The organism is Pandoraea pnomenusa, from assembly GCF_040391475.1.
Taxonomy (GTDB): Bacteria; Pseudomonadota; Gammaproteobacteria; order Burkholderiales; family Burkholderiaceae; genus Pandoraea; species Pandoraea pnomenusa_C.
On record NZ_JBEBXS010000012.1, the window covers coordinates 26,306 to 45,803 of the forward strand.

Consider the following 19,498-nt stretch of genomic DNA (forward strand, 5'->3'; position numbering starts at 1 on the left):
GTGTTAAACTTGCGGGCTATGCGAACACGCGACATGCTCACACGGTTCGCGGTCTGCTGCGCACTCGCCCTGACGTTGACAGCCTGCACAACGCCGCTCGAACCCACCAGTCAGACGGCTGCCGCCACCTCGGCGACAGGCGCGCACGCCCGTGCGCGCGAGGCAAACGCACCGGTCGGCTCAAGCTTCGATCTGCACTGGCCCGGCCGGTCGTATCGCAACGAAGGCCTCAACCCCGGCGACCCCGATGCGCCGGAGCGTGACGGCGAAGCGCGCCTGCGTGCCGACGCGGGTACGTTCTTCCAGACGGGCACGGCGTCCTGGTACGGGAAGAAGTTTCATGGCCGACGCACCGCGACGGGCGAGGCGTTCGACATGAACGAGCCGACAGCGGCGCACCCGACGCTCCCGCTGGGCAGTTTTGCCCTGGTCCGCAACGTCTCCAACAACAAGACGGTGGTCGTGAAGATCAACGACCGTGGACCCTATACGCGTAACCGCATCATCGACCTCTCCTTCGGCGCCGCCAAACAGCTCGACTTCGTTCGCGCCGGGCACGCCAAGGTCGAGATCCGCCGCCTCTCGCGCAGCGAAGTCGCCGCGCTCGGCCTGGACGAAACCCATAACTCACCCTGACGCCTGCCGGCACTATGCGGTCCCCCGCCGCGAGCCCGTGTGACGTAGCGGATTGCCGCCATTTCCCTTCTGAATTTGCCTCGGACGCTTCTTAAAAAGCGGGACACCGGCTGCCTGTTTGTTGTGCAAACAAACGCAGAATGCGTGAATATCTACCGATTATTTCGTTTTTTGCCATATCCCACCGGCTGAACGCATCGCATGAACGTGCGCGCATGGGAATCGACAAGACCGAATTGGCTAATTTTTTTCCGATTGCCGCATAAAAATGCCATCGATTGGGCGCAATCCGATGTTCTACGGGCCTTCCGGGAAGTTGCGTTGGCAACCGTTGTTCGCTTTGGGCGTTGTGGGTAGACTGTGCCCCACGCGCAGGTGCACGCTTTGTGTGCATCCGATCGATGCCCGCCGAGACCCGGGCACGGCGCACCTATCAAAAAGCATTCCTGGAGGAGTTTCAATGTCGACGATGGGCAAACTTGCCTCGCGCACGCTGCTGTGCGCCGTGGCTGCAACGTTGTTGGGGACGACCGGCGCAGCCTTTGCGCAGACGAAGTCGGTGGCCGTGCTGGCCATCGTGGAGCACCCGGCACTGGACGCCATCCGCGATGGCGCGCGCGACGAGCTCAAGGCCGAAGGTTACGAAGCCGGCAAGAATCTCAAGTGGGAATATCAAAGCGCCCAGGGCAACGTGGGTACCGCTGCCCAGATCGCCCGCAAGTTCGTGGGTGACAAGCCGGACGCCATCATCGGCATCGCCACGCCGACGGCCCAGGCCGTGGCCGCTGCGACGAAGACCGTGCCGCTGGTCTATTCGGGCGTGACCGATCCGGTCGCGGCACAACTGGTCAAGAGCTGGGAGCCGTCGGGCACCAACGTGACTGGCGTGTCGGACCGTCTGCCGCTGGACAAGCAGGTTGCACTGATCAAGCGCGTCGTGCCGAACGCCAAGCGCGTGGGCATGGTGTACAACCCGGGTGAAGCCAACTCGGTCGTCGTGGTCAATGAACTCAAGAAGCTGCTGCCTGCCGCCGGCATGACGCTGGTCGAAGCCGCCGCACCGCGTACCGTGGACATCAGCTCGGCGGCCAGCAGCCTTGCGGGCAAGGTCGATGTGATCTACACGAACACGGACAACAACGTCGTGTCGGCTTACGAATCGCTGGTGAAGGTTGCCAACGACCGCAAGATTCCGCTGGTCGCGTCGGATACCGACAGCGTGAAGCGTGGCGCGATTGCGGCACTGGGTATCAATTACTACGACCTCGGCCGCCAGACGGGCAAGGTTGTGGTGCGTATCCTGAAGGGTGAGAAGCCGGGTGCCATCGCTTCGCAGACCAGCTCGAACCTGGAGCTGTTCGTGAATCCGGGCGCTGCCGAGAAGCAGGGCGTGAAGCTCTCGGACGATCTGATCAAGGAAGCCAAGCAGGTCATCAAGCAGTAAAGCGCGCGTGACCCCGGCGACGCAGGCCCACGCCTGCGGTGCCGGCAAGCGACAGGGCGGCGCCAGGACACGATCTGTCCCCGCCGCTCTTTTCCTATCGAATGGGTGAGACGGCTCCCCCCGAAACGCGGTCGCACAACGACCGGCTTTGACCCGAACTGGCCGACGTCGGCCGTGCGAGCGCGAATGCCGAGACCCGGCATGGGCCGTCTTGCGCAGTGGAATTACGAACATGTCCCTTTTTTCTATGATGGGCGCGCTGGAGATCGGTCTGATCTTCAGCCTCGTGGCGCTCGGGGTGCTGATTTCCTTCCGCATCCTCAACTTCCCCGATCTGACGGTTGACGGCAGCTTTGCGCTCGGCGGCGCGACAGCCGCGACGCTGATCGCCGGTGGCGTCAATCCGTTTGCCGCCACGCTTGCGGCGATGGCCGCCGGCGCGCTGGCCGGTTTCATTACCGGCTGGCTGAACGTGCGACTGAAGATCATGGATCTGCTCGCCAGTATCCTGATGATGATCGCGCTGTACTCGGTGAACCTGCGGGTCATGGGTGCGCCGAACGTGCCGCTGATCACGTCGCCGACGGTCTTCACGATGCTGCTGCCGGAGAGCGTGACGAACTGGCTGCCCGATTACGTGGGACGTCCGCTGTTGCTGCTGCTGGTCGTGATCGTGGTGAAGTTCGGCCTCGATTACTTCTTCTCGTCGCAGCAAGGTCTCGCGATGCGCTCGACGGGGGCGAATCCGCGCATGGCCCGCTCGCAGGGCGTGAACACCGGTCACGAGATTCTCGCCGGCATGGCGCTGTCGAACGCACTCGTGGCGCTTGCCGGGGCGTTGTTCGCCCAGTCGCAGGGCGGGGCCGACATCTCGATGGGGATCGGTACCATCGTGATCGGTCTGGCCGCCGTGATCATCGGCGAGACGATTCTGCCTGCGCGTCGACTCATTCTCACGACGCTGGCAGTGGTGGTCGGTGCGGTGCTCTATCGCTTCTTCATCGCGCTGGCACTCAATAGCGACTTCATCGGTCTGAAGGCGCAGGACCTCAACCTGGTGACGGCCTTGCTCGTCGCGATCGCGCTGGTGCTGCCGGCGACGCGCCGCAAACTGTTCGCCCGCAAGAACGGAGGTGCCTGATCATGTTGAGCGCCAAAGACCTCAAGATCACTTTCAATCCGGGCACGCCCATCGAGAATCGCGCGTTGCGCGGCATGTCGCTGGATATCCCGACGGGCCAATTCGTCACGGTGATCGGTTCGAACGGAGCGGGCAAGTCCACGTTCCTGAATGCGATCAGCGGTGATCTGTCGGTGGACTCGGGCACGATCTCCATCGACGGCAACGACGTCACGAAGAAGACGGCATGGCAGCGCGCGAGCCAGGTGGCCCGCGTGTTTCAGGATCCGATGGCCGGCACCTGCGAGGCGCTGACCATCGAGGAAAACATGGCGTTGGCGGTCAAGCGTGGCGAGCGCCGGAGCTTTCGCTTCGCGCTGAACCGCGACCTGCGCGAGCGTTTCCGCGAGAAACTGAGCCTGCTGAACCTCGGGCTGGAGAACCGGTTGTCGGATCGTATCGGTCTGCTCTCGGGCGGGCAGCGTCAGGCGGTGAGTCTGCTGATGGCGTCGCTGCAACCGTCGCGAATCCTGCTGCTCGACGAACACACGGCGGCGCTGGATCCGAAGACGGCGGCGTTCGTGCTGGAACTGACGGCGCGTATCGTGCAGGAGAGCAAGCTGACGGCGATGATGGTCACGCACAGCATGCGTCAAGCCCTCGACTACGGCGACCGCACGGTGATGTTGCACCAGGGCAAGGTCGTGCTGGACGTGTCGGGCGACGCACGCAAGGGGCTGGACGTGCCGGATCTGCTGCAGATGTTCGAACGCACGCGCGGCGAACAACTCGACGACGACGCGCTGCTGTTGAGCTGATCGTCACGATGAAAAAAGCCCGCTTCGGCGGGCTTTTTTCATGGGGAGGCGCTTGGGATGGCAACGCTATCGGTATCGGAAGCATCCGATTCGCGATGTCCCGATACAACGACCGTTGCGGGGTCGCGCCTCAGCCGTTCTTGAGGGCGAGCGCACGTTCGTAAAGCGCGTTTTTGGGCGCGCCGGTAATGGCGGCGGCGAGCTTGGCTGCGCTCTTCGTCGGCAACTCGGCAACCAGCAGGGCAAGGACGCGTTCTGCTTCAGCGTCCACGCCATCGTCGGTCGTACTTGCCGCAGCCCCCGACACCGCCAGCACGAATTCGCCACGCTGACGATTCGCGTCGGCCTTGAGCCAGGCGACACCGTCTGCCAACGCGCACTCGTGAATGTCTTCGAAACGCTTGGTCAGTTCGCGGCCAATCAACAGGCGGCGGTCGCCGCTCAGGCCCTCGGCCAGCGCGGCCACCGTCTCGACGATGCGATGCGGCGCTTCGTAGAAAACATGTGCCGCCGTCGACCCCGCCAGCGCAGCAATTGCCTGCGCCCGCTGTTGCGCCTTCGACGGCAGAAAACCCACGAAGGTGAACGTTTCCACCCAGGCACCGGCTGCCGAGAGCAGCGTAATCACCGCGCTCGCCCCGGGCACCGGCACGATACCGAGCCCCGCGGCGCGCACCGCATCGACCAGGCGCGCCCCCGGGTCCGAAATACCGGGAGTGCCGGCGTCCGAAATATAGGCGATACGCTCACCACCGCGCAGACGTTCGACCAGGCGCGTCGCCGCTTCGTTTTCGTTGTGCTGGTGGGCCGCGATCAACGGCTTGTCGATGCCATACCGCTGCAGCAGCTGCGCGCTGTTGCGCGTATCTTCGCAGGCAATGGCGTCGACCATGCCGAGGATGTGCAGCGCACGCACGGTGATATCGGCGGTGTTGCCCAAGGGGGTCGCCACGACATAGAGCGTGCCCGTGGGGTAATGCTGGCCCTCGGCCAACGACATCAGGCGCTCATCCATGACAGCGGTCCGTCGCCATGCAGGCGGTGGGGGTACCGGCCGGGCCGGGAACGGTAAACATCGGAACAACCATGTCCAATCAGCTAGGAGTTTCGTTTGAAGGCCGCGCGCAGGCGCTGCTGGAGCGTCGCGGCTGGCGGCTCGTGACGCGCAATTATCGCTGCCGCGGCGGTGAAATCGACCTCATTATGCGGGATCGGGCCGAGGTGCTGGTATTCGTCGAGGTCCGCGCCCGCACCCGGAGCGACTTCGGCGGGGCTGCCGACAGCATCACGCGCGCCAAGCGACGACGGCTGATGCTCGCTGCACGCCACTACCTGCTGCGGCGACCGGCGACGCGGTGTCGCTTCGACGTCGTGGCGTTCGACGGCCGCCCGCCCGTGGCCCGCTGGCTGCCTGACGCCTTTCGGGCGGACGAGTGCTGAGGGAACTCGCGCCCTCCGGCCTGTTACACTTGCGAAAGTGCCGTTTTCAGGACTGACGGCCTCGGAATGCCGGCTGGCACAGGGAAACGCCCATCGGGCATCCGCGCGAGACCGGTGGTTTTTGCGACACCTTGGCAAACGACCATGTCGATCGAACGAATTCAGCAACACTTTTCGGATAGCGTCGCGACCAAACTCGAAGCGAGCAAGACGCTCGCAGAACCTATCGCTGCTGCAGCGGAGGTCATGGTCGAAGCACTTTCCAACGGCAACAAGATTCTCGCATGCGGCAACGGCGGTTCGGCCGCCGACTGCCAGCACTTCGCGGCCGAACTCGTCGGCCGCTTCGAGCGTGAGCGCCCCGAACTGCCGGCCATCGCACTGACGACGGACTCGTCGATCCTGACGGCCGTCGGCAACGACTACAACTTCGACGTCATCTTCTCGAAGCAGGTACGCGCGCTCGGTCACGAGGGCGACGTCTTGCTCGCCATCACCACGTCCGGCAATTCCGGCAACGTGCTGGCGGCCATCGAGGCCGCCCATCAGCGTGGCATGCACGTGATTGCCCTGACCGGCAAGGGCGGCGGCAAGGTCAACGACGCGCTCGGTGAGCTCGACGTGCACATCTGCGTGCCCGCAACGCGCACGGCACGCATTCAGGAAGTGCACCTGCTCACGATTCACTGTCTTTGCGACCTGATCGACTCGGCGCTGCTTGGCGACGAGTGAACCTATTGTCACCGCAAGACGTCAAGATCATGACGGGCACCGGGTCGCGGGGGCGGGCGGTGCCGGTGGGGTGCGGCGGGGGCCGGCCCGTTAGACCATCCAACAAGGAGAATGCCCGATGAGTTTCCAACGCGTGGTCAAGCCGCTTGCTGCGGCAGCGTTGATTGCTGCGACCCTGGCGGGTTGCGCCCCCATCATCCTCGGCGGCGCCGCGACCGGCGCCCTCGTCGCGACCGACCGCCGTTCTGTCGGCGCACAGACGGAAGACCGCGAGATTCAGGTCAAGGCCGAAGCCAATATCGCCAACAACCTGCCGGACGCGGCGCACGTCAACGTCACGGTCTTCAACCGCCGCGTGCTGCTCACCGGCGAGGTGCCGAACGACGCGAGCAAGCAGCGCGCCGTGGAAATCGTCAAGCAGATCAGCAACGTGCGCGGCATCGTCGACGAGATGGCCATCGGACCGGCAAGCTCCTTCGGCTCGCGCTCGAACGACGCGTGGATCACGAGCAAGGTCAAGGCCAACCTGATCAACACGAAGGAAATCTCGGCGAACGTCTTCAAGGTCGTGACCGAGCGCGGTGAGGTCTTCCTGATGGGCCTCGTGTCCGAAGAGGAAGGTCGCATCGCTGCGAACGTGGCCAGCCGGATCGACGGCGTGCAGAAGGTCGTCAAGCTCTATGAATACGTGAAGCCGGAAGAGGCGCAGCGCCTGTCGACCGAAGCCGAGAAGAACCCGGCACCGGTGCAGGAAGGCGATGCCAACGCCGCGACCGTCACGACCACCCCGATCGGCAACGATACGGTGACGGCCAAGCCCCTGTCGTCGCCCGCACCGATCAGCGACGCACCGATCAAGCCCGGTCCGTCGAACAAGACGGGTAACTGACAGGCTGCGGGCCGGCGGCGGCCCGGGACGCAGGTGCCCGGGCGCCGAATCAGGACGCACGCCCTCAGTGCTCGGGCGTTCATGCCCGCAATGTTGGTTGGTGGAAATGAAATCGCAACGTCTGTCTGCGCTTTCTCAACTTTGATGCCGGCCGTCTTGCACGATGATTTTCGGGCGGATCGATGTTGTTGAAACGCTTATCAATTCATTGCTCATAGACGGAATTAGTCTGTTATTCCAATTGTCACGGACAAAGGTCGCTATCATAGAGTCCTTCAATTTCCGGTCGGGCAAATAATATGAAAGGGAATCGCGATATCCGATCCCTGGCACGTTTTGCGACGACCAGTCCGTAAATCAGAATAATTAGCAAATGACAGTCAGTATTCTGGTGACCGGCGCAAGCGGCATGGTAGGCGCGGCGTTGGTAGAGCGTTTGCAGCACGATGCCGGTATTCATGTTGCGGGCGCATTCCGCAGGGCGCCTGTGGGCGGGCATCCGCCTGAGGTTCGTCTCATCGGCGATATCGGACGCGATACCGATTGGGTCGGTGCGCTGTCCGGTGTGGATGTAGTGGTCCACTGCGCCGCGCGAGTCCATATCATGGGCGAGAGTCATGGCGACGAGGCCTTGCGCAAATTTCGCGAGGTGAATGTCGAAGGTACCGGGCGACTGGCGCGGGAATGTGCGCGCGCAGGCGTCAAGCGACTCGTATTCGTGAGTTCGGTCAAGGTTAACGGCGAAAGTACCAGCCAGCGCTCACCTTTCCGGCACGACGACCAGCCGGCCCCTCAGGACGCCTACGGTATTTCCAAACAGGAGGCCGAGGCGACGCTTTGGGAGGTGTCGAAGCAGACGGGGCTTGAAGTGGCCGTCGTGCGTCCGCCACTGGTCTACGGGCCGGGGGTCAAGGCGAACTTCCTGCGCCTGATGCAGGCCGTCGCCCGTGGAGTGCCGCTGCCGTTCGGTGCCGTCCGGAACCAGCGCAGCATGGTCTATGTTCGTAATCTCGCCGATCTGTTGGCCGTTGTGGCCACGCATCCCGATGCGGCCGGTCAGACGTTCATGGCCTCGGACGGTGCCGATCTGAGCACCAAGGGCCTCATCGAGGGCCTGGCGAAGGCCATGGGGGTGCGCCCGAAACTCCTGCCGGTGCCGTCCGGTTTGATGCGCGCTGTGGCAGGCATGCTGGGCAAAAGCGCAACCAGCGACCGTGTACTCGGGTCGCTGCAGGTCGACATCGACCATACACGCCGGCAGTTGGGATGGAATCCGCCAGCTACCGTCGAAGAGGGTTTGGGCGAGACGGTCGCCGCCTGGCGAAATTCGAATGCCTGAGTGGTATCGGTGGCCGATCATCCGACGATCGGCCACGCACTATTATTTGAAAACTGTAATCCTTATCGTTACGTCGACGTAATCGAGGAAAAGCAGAAGCCCTAGAACCTATGAAACGCGTATTCGATTTTCTCGTGGCACTTCTCGCAGGGTTGCTACTACTGGTGCCGATTCTCATCGTCGCCGTGTTGGTGCGTCTCACGTCGCGCGGTCCGGCGCTCTATTGGTCGGATCGCGTCGGGCGCGATAATCGCATCTTCCGCATGCCGAAATTCCGGTCGATGCGCGTCGACACGCCTGCCGTCGCCACGCACCTGCTCAAGGATCCGAAGGCTTGCCTCACCCCGATCGGCGGCATGCTGCGCCGCACCAGTCTGGATGAACTGCCGCAGATCTGGAGCATTCTTTGTGGTGACATGAGCCTGGTCGGACCCCGGCCGGCGCTCTTCAACCAAGAGGATCTGATTGATCTGCGTACGCGTTACGGCGTACATGAACTGCGCCCCGGATTGACGGGCTGGGCGCAAATCAATGGGCGCGACGAGCTTCCCATTCCGGTGAAGGTCGAGTTCGACGTGCAGTATCTGAAGCGCCGCAGTTTTAAGTTCGATATCGAAATCCTGATCGCGACTTTCTTTAAAGTCATGCGACGGGATGGCGTGTCTCATTAATTAGCGGTGGAGGTACCAAAAAGTGCTCAAATTCATCACGAATCTACCGCGGACCGTCAAAAGCTCGGTGATGGTGTGTATGGACGCGCTGCTGCTTCCGTTTGCGCTTTGGGCTGCCATCGGCTTACGTCTCGATGTCTGGCATTTCCCTCAGATCTATTCGTGGTGGGCGTATCCCCTCATTTCGGTCGTTGCCATCCCGATCTTCGTGCGCCTGGGTTTGTATCGCGCGGTCATCCGGTATATCGAAGCCCGGGCAATGATGATGATCGTGGTTGCGGTGACGGTGGCGGTTTGCCTGTTCGCGGCCGTCCTGGTCTTTCTCACGCTGCCTCCGGTACCGCGCGGCGCCATGCTGATCTTCTGGATGATGGCGACGCTTTTCATTGGCGGTAGCCGGTTCCTTGCGCGCGCCATTTTGCAGAAGACCGTGCCGTCGAATCTGCGTCACGACCGGCAGTCCGTCGTCATTTATGGTGCGGGCAGTTCCGGGCGACAACTGGCCGTTGCCTTGCGCGCCGGGCGCGACTTCCAGCCCGTGGCCTTCGTCGACGACGCGCCCGCCTTGCAGGGCATGCAGATTCTCGGACTCAGGACACACTCCCCCGACGAACTGCCCCATCTCGTCGAGCGCTACGAGATCCGGCAGGTCCTGCTGGCGATTCCCTCGGCGGGACGCACGCGCCGCTTGCAGATCATCAATCAGCTCGAACCCCTGAAGGTCGAGGTGCGCGTGATTCCGGGCATGTCGGATCTGGTCGACGGTGTCGTCAAGGCGGAAGACATCCGGGAAGTGGAAATCGACGACCTGCTCGGGCGCGAGATCGTTCCCCCGCATCAGGACCTGCTCGAAGCCAACATCTTCGGCAAACACGTGATGGTGACCGGGGCCGGCGGTTCGATCGGCTCCGAATTGTGCCGTCAGATCGTGCTGGGACGCCCCGCTTCGCTCGTGCTTTACGAGCAGTCGGAATTCGCGCTCTATTCCATCGCGCAGGAACTGGAGGCGATCATCGCCAACAAGCGCCTTGGTGTGCGCCTGATCTCCGTGCTCGGCTCGGTACGCAACGAGGCACGTCAGCGCGACGTCATGGCATCGTGCCGCATTCAGACGGTCTACCACGCGGCGGCCTACAAGCACGTGCCGATCGTCGAGTTCAACATGACCGAGGGCATTCTCAACAATGTCTTCGGCACGCTGGCCACAGCGCGTGCGGCCATTGCGACCGGTGTCCAGATCATGGTGCTGATCTCGACGGACAAGGCGGTGCGACCGACGAACATCATGGGCGCCAGCAAGCGTTTCGCCGAGCTGATCCTTCAGGCTTACGCCAACGACCCGACCGTCCCGACCCGCTTCTGCATGGTGCGATTCGGCAATGTGCTCGGGTCGTCCGGATCGGTCGTGCCGCTGTTCAGAAAGCAGATTCTGAGCGGCGGGCCGGTCACGGTCACCCATCCCGATATCACGCGGTACTTCATGACGATTCCCGAGGCGTCGCAGTTGGTGATCCAGGCGGGCGCCATGAGCCAGGGCGGCGAAGTGTTCGTGTTGAACATGGGCGAGCCGGTGAAGATTTCCGATCTGGCGCGCCGCATGATCCACCTGAGCGGCTTTTCAGTGAAAGAGGATGCCTCGCCCGAAGGCGACATCGAGATCCACTTCTCGGGACTGCGCCCCGGCGAAAAGCTCTATGAAGAATTGCTGATCGGCGAGGATGTCGCCGGCACACGCCATCCGAAGATCATGATGGCGAACGAGCACTTCCTGCCGCGCGACAAGCTCTCGACGGTGTTGACCCGCCTGCATACGGCGTGTGAGAAGAACGACCATGACGAGATCGTCACGATTCTTCATGAATGTGTTTCCGGATTCCGCATGGTCACCGAGATACAGGATCATCTCTACGGCCTGAACGCAAACCAGCTCCGCAACGTGGGCGGGGCGGCCACGCTTCACTAACCTTCAGTGCAAGGCGTTGGCGCGCCAGTGGCGTCGCACACGTCTGCTGTTTTCGAAGAACAGGGGATACCCGCTCGATGATGCGACGTCGCGACTTTCTCCGGGGCACGCTCGCTGCAGCGTCCTGTCTTGGCGCCGGTGCGTCCGTGGCCGCAACGGCGGTGTCGCGCAACGCGCATGTCGTCGTGGTCGGTGGCGGGTTCGGCGGCGCGACGGCGGCAAAGTACTTGCGGGTGCTGTCGAAGCACTCGTTGCGTGTCACACTCGTCGAGCCGCGCGAGTCGTTCGTCAGTCTCCCGCTCTCGAATCTCGTGGTCGGCGGCAATCGCCAGATTGCCGATCTGACGGTGTCCTACGATGCGCTCACCCGTCGGCATGGTGTGGCGTGGCGCCGTACCTCCGTTCAGTCATTCGACGCCACGCGTCGCTCGCTGCGCCTGGCTGACGGCTCGACGCTCGCCTACGATCGTCTGGTGCTGTCGCCAGGCGTGACGCTGGAGCGCGGCGCGGTCGCGGGGTTGGACGCCCCCGCACTGCGTGACCGGTTACCCGTCGGGTGGACACACGCCACCGAATCCGCTGCGCTTCACGCGGCCCTTGCGGCCATGCCAGAAGGGGGCGTGTTTGCCATGACGATTCCGGAAGCGCCGTTGCGCTGTCCGCCGGCCCCCTATGAACGCGCCACACAGGCGGCGCATTGGTTGCGCCGTCACAACCCGCGCGCCAAGGTCCTGGTGTTCGACGCCAATAGCGAAATCCTCTCTGAAGCCAACCAGTTTCAGACGCTTTGGGCCTCGCGATTCGGCGAATCGCTGGAATACCATCCGCAGTTCAATTGCACGGAAGTTGCCTTGGACGCAGGCAGGTACGCCGCGCGATTCGAGCTCGGCGAGCAGGTGACGGCCGACGTGCTCAACGTCATCCCCCCGATGCGGGCAGCGGACATTGTGGTGCAGGGCGGCCTCGCGACCGCAAACGGTCGTTGGTGCGACGTCGATTTCCTGACTTTCGGCTCAAAAGCGGCTCCTCACGTCCACGTGTTGGGCGACGCCATCCAGATCGCGCCGCAAATGCCGAAATCGGGACAAATGGCGAATCAGCACGCGAAGGTATGTGCGGCGGCGATCGTGGCGGAGTTGTCCGGTGGTCAGGTCAATCCGGAACCCGTGTGTACCAATCTCTGCTTCAGTTTCGTGTCGGACGACGAGGCAATGCACATCGCCGGTGAGCATCGCTACGATCGCGTGCAGCGCACCATGGTCGCGGTACCGGGCAAGTCCGATGTTTCAGTTCAACCCACGCGGGACGATTTCGTCCGCGGAATGGCTTGGGCTAAAGCTATCTGGGCCGACATGCTGGCCTGACGCGGATTCCGGCGGCATTTCCCGCCGTCCGTCGCCGTTTGGAGGAGACGCTCTAAGCGACGGAAAGTACGCCCTGCCGAAGGGTGGCATTCCGGTGTTGCTTGCGTGCCGCATTCCCACGGCTTTCCCTCGTTGACGGGGCCTGCGACCTCTCGGTTACACTGGCCCAACGAAAAAATATACGTTGGGGGGCACAGGGATGGCGCATCGCCAGGGAGAGTCCCGTCTTGCGTCACGCGTCATGCGTGGGGACTCGGTGAAACCGGTTCGCAACCGCAGAGTCGTTCAAGTCGTCGCCGTCACGCTTTGTACCGTCAGCCTGCTGGGCACCCAGCAAGCGTGGGCGGATGCCAGTCCGGTCCGTGGTGACCCGATGCAAAGTATTCCGCGGATCGAGGTGCCCAGGGCCCCGGCCGCGACCATTCGCATTCAGCCCCCGACACAGGAAGACGCGCTCAAGGCGCTCCTTGCCCGCAAGATCACTCCCAAGCGATTCGGTATCGAAGGCGTGAAATCGCTGCCGTTCGAGCAGGTCGCCGGGCTGTTCGCACCGATGGCAGGGCAGGAAGTGACCATCGGCGATCTCGTGGAAAAGGCCAATCAGGTCACGAAGATGTATCAGGACGCGGGCTATCTGCTGTCCTTCGCCTTCGTCCCTGCACAGGATTTCAACGACGGCTTCGTGCGCGTGACCGTGGTCGAGGGCTACATCTCGAGCACGAAGATCACCGGTACGCCGGGGGCGTCTGAACAACGGCTGCGCAATATCGCTGCGCACATCGAGGAAGAACGTCCGCTCAAGCGCGCCACGTTCGAGCGCTATCTGAACCTGCTCACGCTCGTGCCCGGCATGAAGATCAAGGCCGACGTGCAGCCGCCCACGCAGACGGACGGCGCCACCGAACTCTCGCTGGACGTCGCACGCCAGCCGGTGACGCTCGGCACGTCGCTCTCGTACAACAACCCGGGCATTCGCGGCGTGTTCACCGTCACGAGCAACGCGCTGACGCCGCTCGGTGAGCAGATCCAGCTCACGGCCATCGCGCCGAAGGGGCATAACGAAGAAGAGTTCTACGCGGGCTCGTACATTCAGCCGCTCGGTTCGAACGGTTTGCAGGCGCGCCTTGACGCGTCGCACTATCGTGGCCAGCCTGACGATCAGGCGCTGCAGGGCCTGACGCGACACCTCGACACCAAACGCATCGCGCTCGGGCTGTCGTATCCGATCCTGCTCAACAACCAGCGCAGCCTGACGGTGAGCGGCGGCATGTACGGCGTGAACTCGCGCGATCGCTATGAAGTGCCGAACTCGCCCAACTTCATCAACTCGCAGACGAACGTGCGCGCCGGTCAGGTTCAGCTCGCGTACAACGAGGTGACCGACAAACAGACCCGCAGCGCCACGCTCGGCGTGTTCAAGGGGTTCAACGGCATGGGGGCGAGTCAGTCGTACACCACGCAGCCCCCGGGCGTGGCGCAGATTCTCGGTCCTTACGATCTCGGCTTCTGGCGCTTCACGTTCGATGGCAAGCAAGGTGTCGTGCTCCCGTGGGAGTTCGGCGTGATCGTCTCGGCGGGCGCGCAGTACAGCAGCAATACGTTGCCGACGTCTGAACAGGCCACCTTCGGCGGGCAGCGCTTCGGCCTGGGCTATCCGGCCGGTGAAATCGCCGGCGACAAGGGCTGGGGCGCGTCCATCGAGCTGAACCGCATGTTCCGCACCGACTACCGCTTCCTGAAGACGATCCAGCCGTATCTGATTCTCGACACGGCGCGCGTCTACATGAACGCCGGGCAGTTGTTCCACAACCAGCTGGCCTCCGTGGGTCTGGGCGTTCGCATCAGCGACAGCAAGTACTACTCGCTCGACCTGTCGATCGCCAAGCCGATGGCCGACGCGCCGACCAACTCGCCGAGTCGTCCGCTGCGATTCAATGCGAACTGGTCGTATCAGTTCGAGTGAGGTCGCGGTACGCGCAAGCGGTCGCCGGGGCCGCCTGAACGCTGTTCCGAACGCCGGTAGTCGGATACGGCGTTTTCTCGTGTCATCGAGATCGTCACTTCACGTTCCCCGCATCGGCAAGGGATGAGATACGCTGGATGTGTTGCGCCGGCGTCTCATTCCTTGTCACTTTTCTTATCAGGTTTTTCCCTGATGTCGCAAACCTCCGTGTCGTCGTGGTCGCCGATGCCCGTCTCCGGGCAGGCGACGTCGCGCTTCTCGCAATCGCATAACGCGACACGCGCTATATCCGAACGTATACACGGCATCGCTGCGACGCAGCGCTCAAAAGCCGCCGCCTGCAGCAATACATCGGCGTCCGATATGTTGCAGTGCAGCTTGCGTACTTCGCCCGTTATTTTGATTATCCGTATATGCGTATGTAGGCATATACGGCATCTGTTGTGCCTTCACACGAACTCAAAGACTGACCGTCATGGAAGAACTCGATCGCGTATTCGAAAAGGTGTCGCATTACTTCAGCCTGCTGTCCGAGCCCACGCGGCTGCGGATTCTGCACGCGCTGTGTGGTGGCGAGCGCTCGGTCAACGATGTGGTGACGGAAGTGGGTTCGTCGCAGACGAACGTATCGCGGCACCTGGGGGCGATGTACCAGGCGGGTGTTCTGGCGCGTCGCCGCGACGGGAACCAGGTGTATTACGCGATCGCGGATACCGGGGTGGTCGAGATCTGTCGCGCCGTGTGCGTGCAGGTCGCCGGCCGAATCGAGGAGGAGGCGCTGCCGGAGCGCGCCGTCGATGGCTTCATGCCACGCGGGAGCTGACGCACGCCGTAGCACCGCAACATCGCAAGACCCGCAGGGCCGCGCGGCTTCACGATTTCGTGGGCCGCGCGCAGCAGCCCAAAGACAAGTTGTAAGCCGCCGGCCTCCTCGTGACGCTGGCGGACGCCACAAAACGCGAGGAGACAGGGTGAGCGACAAAACAACGCGCGCCGGCCGTTTGCGCCGTGCGCCGGAGAATTTCATCGACGGCACACTCGCCGGCGACATTGCACGCGACGGGTTGAACCCCACGCGCCGCAGTTTCCTGCAACGCAGCTTTCTGGCCGCCGGCGCCGCGCTCGCGGGCGGCAGTGCGTTTGCCGCCGACGCATCGAAAGCCATCGGCGATGGCGACCCGATGATTCTCGAGCCGCGTCCGTGGGCCACGTCGCTCGGCCAGCCGGTCGCCGCCCGTCCGTACGGCATGCCGTCGAAGTACGAAGCGAACCTGCAGCGCCGTCAGTCCCCCGGTCTCACCCAGACCGCGCAGGCGTCCGTGGCGTTCACCCCGCTGCAGGGCCTGTTCGGCATCATCACGCCCAGCGGCCTGCACTTCGAGCGCCATCACCAGGGTTGGCAGGAAATCGATCCGACGCAACACCGTCTGATGGTGCACGGCCTCGTGCGCGAATCGAAGGTGTACACGATGGACGACATCATGCGTCTGCCCTCGGTCTCGCGCATGCACTTCATCGAATGCGGCGCGAACACCGGCATGGAGTGGGGGAACGCGGCCGTGCCGACCGTCCAGTACACGCACGGCATGCTGTCGTGCTGCGAATTCACCGGCGTGCCGCTGTCCGTGCTGCTCGACGACGTGGGCGCCGACACCAGGCGCGGCCAGTTCGTGCTCGCCGAAGGCGGCGATGGCTCCGGCATGACCCGCACCATTTCGATGGAGGCGGCGCTCTCCGACGTGCTCGTGGCCTGGGGCATGAACGGCGAGATGCTGCGTCCCGAGAACGGCTATCCGCTGCGTCTCGTCGTGCCGGGCGTGCAGGGCGTGTCGTGGGTGAAGTGGCTGCGCCGCATCAAGGTGGGCGACGCGCCTTGGAATACCAAGGATGAAACGAGTCACTACGTCGACCTGATGCCGGACGGTCAGCACCGCCAGTACACGTCGATCCAGGAGTGCAAGTCGGTCATCACGTCGCCGTCCGGCGGACAGGCGCTGCTCGATCGCGGCTACTTCAACATCACGGGCCTCGCCTGGTCGGGGCGCGGACGCATCAAGCGCGTGGACGTATCGACCGACGGCGGCAAGTCGTGGCGGCAAGCGCGCATCGAATCGCCGGTGCTGCCGAAATGCCTCACGCGCTTCAACATCGATTGGCAATGGGACGGCTCGCCCGCGCTGCTGCAAAGCCGCGCCGTGGACGAGACCGGCTTCGTGCAGCCGCGTTACCGGCAACTTCGCGAAGTGCGCGGTACCAAGTCGATTTATCACAACAACGCCATCCAGACGTGGCAAGTCGCGGCAAACGGGGAGGTGACCAATGTTCACGTTGACTGAACAAAAGTCGTCGGTCCCGGTGAATCGCTCGCCTCGTTTGCGCAGTCGGGTAATGGCCGTGGCCATCGGTGGCCTGTGGGCGAGTGCGATCGCACTTGCGTCCATGACGGTCTTCGCATGGATATCGAGTCCTGCAGAGGCGGCACCGGCCGCTGCGGCTACCGCGCAGAAGTCGGCGCAGGCCGCCGCCGTCACGCCGATCAAGGCGCCTTCGGGCATCGGGCGCGACGCCACGCCTGCCGAATTGGGCGCGTGGGACATCGACGTGCGTCCCGACTTCAAGGGATTGCCCAAGGGGCAGGGGTCGGTGGCTGACGGACAGACGCTGTTCGATGCACGCTGCGCGTCGTGTCACGGCACGTTCGGCGAGAGCAACGAAGTGTTCAATCCGCTGGTGGGCGGCACGACTGCGGACGACATCAAGACGGGGCACGTGGCGTCGTTGCGGGCGAACAATCAGCCGGTGCGCACCACGCTCATGAAGGTCGACACGATCTCGACGATCTGGGACTACATTCGTCGCGCCATGCCGTGGAACGCGCCGCGCTCGCTCACCCCGGACGAGGTCTACGCGGTGACTGCGTACATCCTGAATCTCGGGGAGATCGTGCCGGCGGACTTCGTGCTCTCGGACAAGAACATTGGCGACGTGCAGAAACGCATGCCCAACCGCAACGGCATGACGCGTGCGCACGGCATGTGGCGCGTGGGCGACAAACCGGATACCCATAACAAGGCGTGTATGCAGGATTGCCCCGAGGCTGGTATCGTGACGTCCGCACTCCCTGCGTACGCCCGCGACGCACACGGAGATCTGGCCGCGCAAAACCGGGTCATCGGCCCGGTGCGTGGTATCGATACGAAGCTGCCGCCGCTGTCGGGCACTGCCGCGCAAAATGCGTCGGTGCGCAAGACGGCGGCCCTCGCCACGCTCGGCATGGCGAGTCCGGACGCGCCGGCCCAAACCGCCGCTGCGACGTCACCGGCAGCAACGCTTGCGGACAAGAACGGTTGTCTGGCCTGTCACGGCGTGACCGACAAGAAGATCGGGCCCGCCTTCTCGGAGGTCGCCACCAAGTACCATGGGCAGTCGGATGCGACTGAAAAACTGGTGGCGAAGATACGTGCCGGAGGTGCCGGTAACTGGGGCAGCATGCCAATGCCGCCTCAGGCACAGGTCGCCGAAACCGACGTCCGTACGATGGTCGACTGGATTCTCCGTGGTGCACATTGAGCGGGCTGGGTGTCCGACGGTTGCGCCACGCCTATCAGGCCGCCGCAGGACCCCGTCCCCTACACAAATCGAAGGAGATACGATGAAGAAGTTGCTGATCGCTGCGGCCATGCTCGCCGGTACCTCGCTGGCGCACGCCGGTGTCGATGTCGCAGCAGCGACCAAGCTCGCAGCCGCCAACGCCTGTATGGGTTGCCACGCTGTCGACAAGAAGCTCGTTGGCCCGTCTTATCAGGAAGTTGCCGCCAAGTACAAGGGCGACAAGGATGCCGTGGCCAAGCTGGTCAAGAAGGTGAAGGGCGGTGGTTCGGGTGTCTGGGGTCCGATCCCGATGCCGGCGCACCCGAACCTGTCGGATGCCGACGCCAAGATCCTGGTGGATTGGGTTCTGGCAGGCGCCCCGGCGAAGTAAGCCAGGGGCAGGGGGCTCGTCGGCAGGCCGCTGCGCAGGATTGGCGGTGTGTCGGGCGAGCGAACGGCGACCGGTGCGACACACGCATTTTGCTCACCCCGCACCGGTGGCCTTCAGAGAAGGAAACACATAGAGATGAACCAACAGCGACGCGACATGCTGCGGTTTTCCGCGGTAATGGGACTGGCGGTGGCCGCCGGGCTGATCAAGCCCGAGGAGGCGCGCGCGGCACAGGAGTGGAACAAGGCGGCGTTTGCGACCCGCAGCGTGGCCGACACGGTCAAGGCGCTGGGTGGCACGAGCGCGAGCCCGAGCGACCAGGTCGTGCTGACCGTTCCCGATATCGCCGAAAACGGTGCGGTCGTGCCGGTGGCGGTGACGAGCAAGGCGCCGAACACGCAGATGGTGGCGATTCTGATCGAGAAGAATCCGAACACGCTTGCCGCGTCGTTCGACATCCCCGAAGGCACGGAGCCGTCGGTGACCACGCGCGTGAAGATGGGCCAGACCTCGAAGGTCTACGCCCTCGTCAAGGCGGACAACAAGTACCTGGTGGCCGAGAAGGAAGTCAAGGTCACGCTGGGCGGCTGCGGCGGTTAATCGGCGCATCGTAGAACAAGAGGAGCCAAAACATGGGTAATCCGATGCGCATTCGCGCAACCGAGGCCGGCGGTGTCGTCGAGGTCAAGGTGCTGATGAGCCACATCATGGAAACCGGCCAGCGCAAAGACGCTTCCGGTAATATCGTGCCGGCACACTTCATCCAGAACGTGACGGCCACATGCAACGGGAAGACGGTACTGTCGGCCGAATGGGGCCCGGCAGTCTCGAAAGATCCGTTCATGTCGTTCAAGTTCAAGGGCGCCAAGAAGGGCGACAAGGTCACGGTGACGTGGACCGACAACAAGGGCGACTCGCGTACCGACGAGACGACCATCGCCTGACAGGGCGAATGCCGGAGGCCGACGCGGCGCGCATGTTCGCATGCCTGCTGCCACGCTATCCGGCCGGGTGGGACGGCGTGGCGTTCACATCGCGCCGTGCAGTGTGCAAGCCGAGCGCTCGCGGGGAATCGTCTCCGTCGCGCGCCCGACCAACCCCACAAAGAGGAGAGTCAGATGAACGAGGCGCAACATA

The 19,498-nt window shown here is 63.5% G+C and carries 19 protein-coding genes; 18 read left to right on the top strand and 1 reads right to left on the bottom strand.

What is annotated here, in order from left to right:
- Positions 1-33: 33 nt before the first annotated feature.
- The 4 genes from ABWO90_RS14170 (at position 34) to ABWO90_RS14185 (ending at position 4,018) form a co-directional block, all read left to right on the top strand.
- Positions 34-636 carry a septal ring lytic transglycosylase RlpA family protein gene (locus ABWO90_RS14170; protein WP_353191869.1) on the top strand — a complete coding sequence of 201 codons (603 nt, stop codon included), beginning with the start codon at positions 34-36 and terminating at the stop codon, positions 634-636.
- 460 nt (positions 637-1,096) lie between these two features.
- Complete coding sequence (locus tag ABWO90_RS14175) at positions 1,097-2,080, top strand: ABC transporter substrate-binding protein (protein WP_353191870.1); 984 nt, start codon at positions 1,097-1,099, stop codon at positions 2,078-2,080.
- Between the two features lie 232 nt (positions 2,081-2,312).
- Positions 2,313-3,221 carry an ABC transporter permease gene (locus tag ABWO90_RS14180; protein WP_353191871.1) on the top strand — a complete coding sequence of 303 codons (909 nt, stop codon included), beginning with the start codon at positions 2,313-2,315 and terminating at the stop codon, positions 3,219-3,221.
- A 2-nt stretch (positions 3,222-3,223) separates the two neighbouring features.
- Positions 3,224-4,018 (top strand): ABC transporter ATP-binding protein, encoded by a 795-nt coding sequence (locus ABWO90_RS14185; protein WP_353191872.1) that lies wholly within the window; start codon positions 3,224-3,226, stop codon positions 4,016-4,018.
- A 130-nt stretch (positions 4,019-4,148) separates the two neighbouring features.
- Here the strand turns inward: ABWO90_RS14185 and rsmI are convergent, their stop codons facing one another.
- The gene (gene rsmI / locus ABWO90_RS14190) at positions 4,149-5,033 is read right to left on the bottom strand and encodes a 16S rRNA (cytidine(1402)-2'-O)-methyltransferase (RefSeq protein WP_353191873.1); all 885 of its coding nucleotides are present in this window, start codon (positions 5,031-5,033) and stop codon (positions 4,149-4,151) included.
- Between the two features lie 71 nt (positions 5,034-5,104).
- On the opposite strand from rsmI, the gene ABWO90_RS14195 reads away from it, so the two are divergent.
- The 14 genes from ABWO90_RS14195 (at position 5,105) to soxZ (ending at position 19,305) form a co-directional block, all read left to right on the top strand.
- Positions 5,105-5,458, top strand: a complete 354-nt coding sequence (locus ABWO90_RS14195) for a YraN family protein (RefSeq protein WP_353191874.1) — start codon at positions 5,105-5,107, stop codon at positions 5,456-5,458.
- Between the two features lie 144 nt (positions 5,459-5,602).
- Positions 5,603-6,190, top strand: a complete 588-nt coding sequence (locus ABWO90_RS14200; RefSeq protein WP_353191875.1) for a phosphoheptose isomerase — start codon at positions 5,603-5,605, stop codon at positions 6,188-6,190.
- Positions 6,191-6,308: 118 nt separating this feature from the next.
- Positions 6,309-7,079: a BON domain-containing protein gene (locus tag ABWO90_RS14205; RefSeq protein WP_353191876.1), complete on the top strand. Its 771-nt coding sequence runs from the start codon at positions 6,309-6,311 to the stop codon at positions 7,077-7,079.
- A 373-nt stretch (positions 7,080-7,452) separates the two neighbouring features.
- Entirely contained in the window at positions 7,453-8,418 is a 966-nt protein-coding gene (locus ABWO90_RS14210; protein WP_353191877.1) for a UDP-glucose 4-epimerase family protein, read from the top strand.
- Between the two features lie 110 nt (positions 8,419-8,528).
- Positions 8,529-9,089 (top strand): sugar transferase, encoded by a 561-nt coding sequence (locus ABWO90_RS14215; RefSeq protein WP_353191878.1) that lies wholly within the window; start codon positions 8,529-8,531, stop codon positions 9,087-9,089.
- 79 nt (positions 9,090-9,168) lie between these two features.
- A complete protein-coding gene (locus tag ABWO90_RS14220; RefSeq protein WP_353191879.1) occupies positions 9,169-11,052 on the top strand; it encodes a polysaccharide biosynthesis protein in 1,884 nt (627 codons plus the stop codon).
- An 80-nt stretch (positions 11,053-11,132) separates the two neighbouring features.
- Positions 11,133-12,416 (top strand): FCSD flavin-binding domain-containing protein, encoded by a 1,284-nt coding sequence (locus ABWO90_RS14225; RefSeq protein WP_502922619.1) that lies wholly within the window; start codon positions 11,133-11,135, stop codon positions 12,414-12,416.
- 373 nt (positions 12,417-12,789) lie between these two features.
- A complete protein-coding gene (locus ABWO90_RS14230; RefSeq protein WP_353191881.1) occupies positions 12,790-14,379 on the top strand; it encodes a ShlB/FhaC/HecB family hemolysin secretion/activation protein in 1,590 nt (529 codons plus the stop codon).
- Positions 14,380-14,854: 475 nt separating this feature from the next.
- Entirely contained in the window at positions 14,855-15,202 is a 348-nt protein-coding gene (locus ABWO90_RS14235; protein ID WP_353191882.1) for an ArsR/SmtB family transcription factor, read from the top strand.
- 148 nt (positions 15,203-15,350) lie between these two features.
- Positions 15,351-16,715: a sulfite dehydrogenase gene (gene soxC, locus ABWO90_RS14240; protein WP_353191883.1), complete on the top strand. Its 1,365-nt coding sequence runs from the start codon at positions 15,351-15,353 to the stop codon at positions 16,713-16,715.
- Between the two features lie 121 nt (positions 16,716-16,836).
- Positions 16,837-17,949 carry a c-type cytochrome gene (locus tag ABWO90_RS14245; RefSeq protein WP_502922620.1) on the top strand — a complete coding sequence of 371 codons (1,113 nt, stop codon included), beginning with the start codon at positions 16,837-16,839 and terminating at the stop codon, positions 17,947-17,949.
- Between the two features lie 82 nt (positions 17,950-18,031).
- The gene (locus ABWO90_RS14250; RefSeq protein WP_353191885.1) at positions 18,032-18,361 is read left to right on the top strand and encodes a c-type cytochrome; all 330 of its coding nucleotides are present in this window, start codon (positions 18,032-18,034) and stop codon (positions 18,359-18,361) included.
- A 135-nt stretch (positions 18,362-18,496) separates the two neighbouring features.
- Positions 18,497-18,961 (top strand): thiosulfate oxidation carrier protein SoxY, encoded by a 465-nt coding sequence (soxY, locus tag ABWO90_RS14255; RefSeq protein ID WP_353191886.1) that lies wholly within the window; start codon positions 18,497-18,499, stop codon positions 18,959-18,961.
- Between the two features lie 32 nt (positions 18,962-18,993).
- Positions 18,994-19,305 (top strand): thiosulfate oxidation carrier complex protein SoxZ, encoded by a 312-nt coding sequence (soxZ, locus tag ABWO90_RS14260; protein WP_353191887.1) that lies wholly within the window; start codon positions 18,994-18,996, stop codon positions 19,303-19,305.
- The last annotated feature ends 193 nt before the right edge of the window (positions 19,306-19,498 follow it).

Bases quoted from the DNA above. Each gene is read 5' to 3' on its own strand.
- ABWO90_RS14180 (WP_353191871.1), top strand. From the start codon at position 2,313: ATGTCCCTTTTTTCTATGATGGGCGCGCTGGAGATCGGTCTGATCTTC.
- ABWO90_RS14220 (WP_353191879.1), top strand. From the start codon at position 9,169: ATGGACGCGCTGCTGCTTCCGTTTGCGCTTTGGGCTGCCATCGGCTTA.
- ABWO90_RS14205 (WP_353191876.1), top strand. From the start codon at position 6,309: ATGAGTTTCCAACGCGTGGTCAAGCCGCTTGCTGCGGCAGCGTTGATT.
- soxY (WP_353191886.1), top strand. From the start codon at position 18,497: ATGAACCAACAGCGACGCGACATGCTGCGGTTTTCCGCGGTAATGGGA.
- ABWO90_RS14195 (WP_353191874.1), top strand. From the start codon at position 5,105: ATGTCCAATCAGCTAGGAGTTTCGTTTGAAGGCCGCGCGCAGGCGCTG.
- soxZ (WP_353191887.1), top strand. From the start codon at position 18,994: ATGGGTAATCCGATGCGCATTCGCGCAACCGAGGCCGGCGGTGTCGTC.
- ABWO90_RS14175 (WP_353191870.1), top strand. From the start codon at position 1,097: ATGTCGACGATGGGCAAACTTGCCTCGCGCACGCTGCTGTGCGCCGTG.
- ABWO90_RS14185 (WP_353191872.1), top strand. From the start codon at position 3,224: ATGTTGAGCGCCAAAGACCTCAAGATCACTTTCAATCCGGGCACGCCC.
- ABWO90_RS14235 (WP_353191882.1), top strand. From the start codon at position 14,855: ATGGAAGAACTCGATCGCGTATTCGAAAAGGTGTCGCATTACTTCAGC.
- ABWO90_RS14215 (WP_353191878.1), top strand. From the start codon at position 8,529: ATGAAACGCGTATTCGATTTTCTCGTGGCACTTCTCGCAGGGTTGCTA.
- ABWO90_RS14170 (WP_353191869.1), top strand. From the start codon at position 34: ATGCTCACACGGTTCGCGGTCTGCTGCGCACTCGCCCTGACGTTGACA.
- ABWO90_RS14200 (WP_353191875.1), top strand. From the start codon at position 5,603: ATGTCGATCGAACGAATTCAGCAACACTTTTCGGATAGCGTCGCGACC.
- rsmI (WP_353191873.1), bottom strand. From the start codon at position 5,033: ATGGATGAGCGCCTGATGTCGTTGGCCGAGGGCCAGCATTACCCCACG.
- ABWO90_RS14210 (WP_353191877.1), top strand. From the start codon at position 7,453: ATGACAGTCAGTATTCTGGTGACCGGCGCAAGCGGCATGGTAGGCGCG.
- ABWO90_RS14250 (WP_353191885.1), top strand. From the start codon at position 18,032: ATGAAGAAGTTGCTGATCGCTGCGGCCATGCTCGCCGGTACCTCGCTG.
- ABWO90_RS14230 (WP_353191881.1), top strand. From the start codon at position 12,790: ATGCAAAGTATTCCGCGGATCGAGGTGCCCAGGGCCCCGGCCGCGACC.
- ABWO90_RS14225 (WP_502922619.1), top strand. From the start codon at position 11,133: ATGCGACGTCGCGACTTTCTCCGGGGCACGCTCGCTGCAGCGTCCTGT.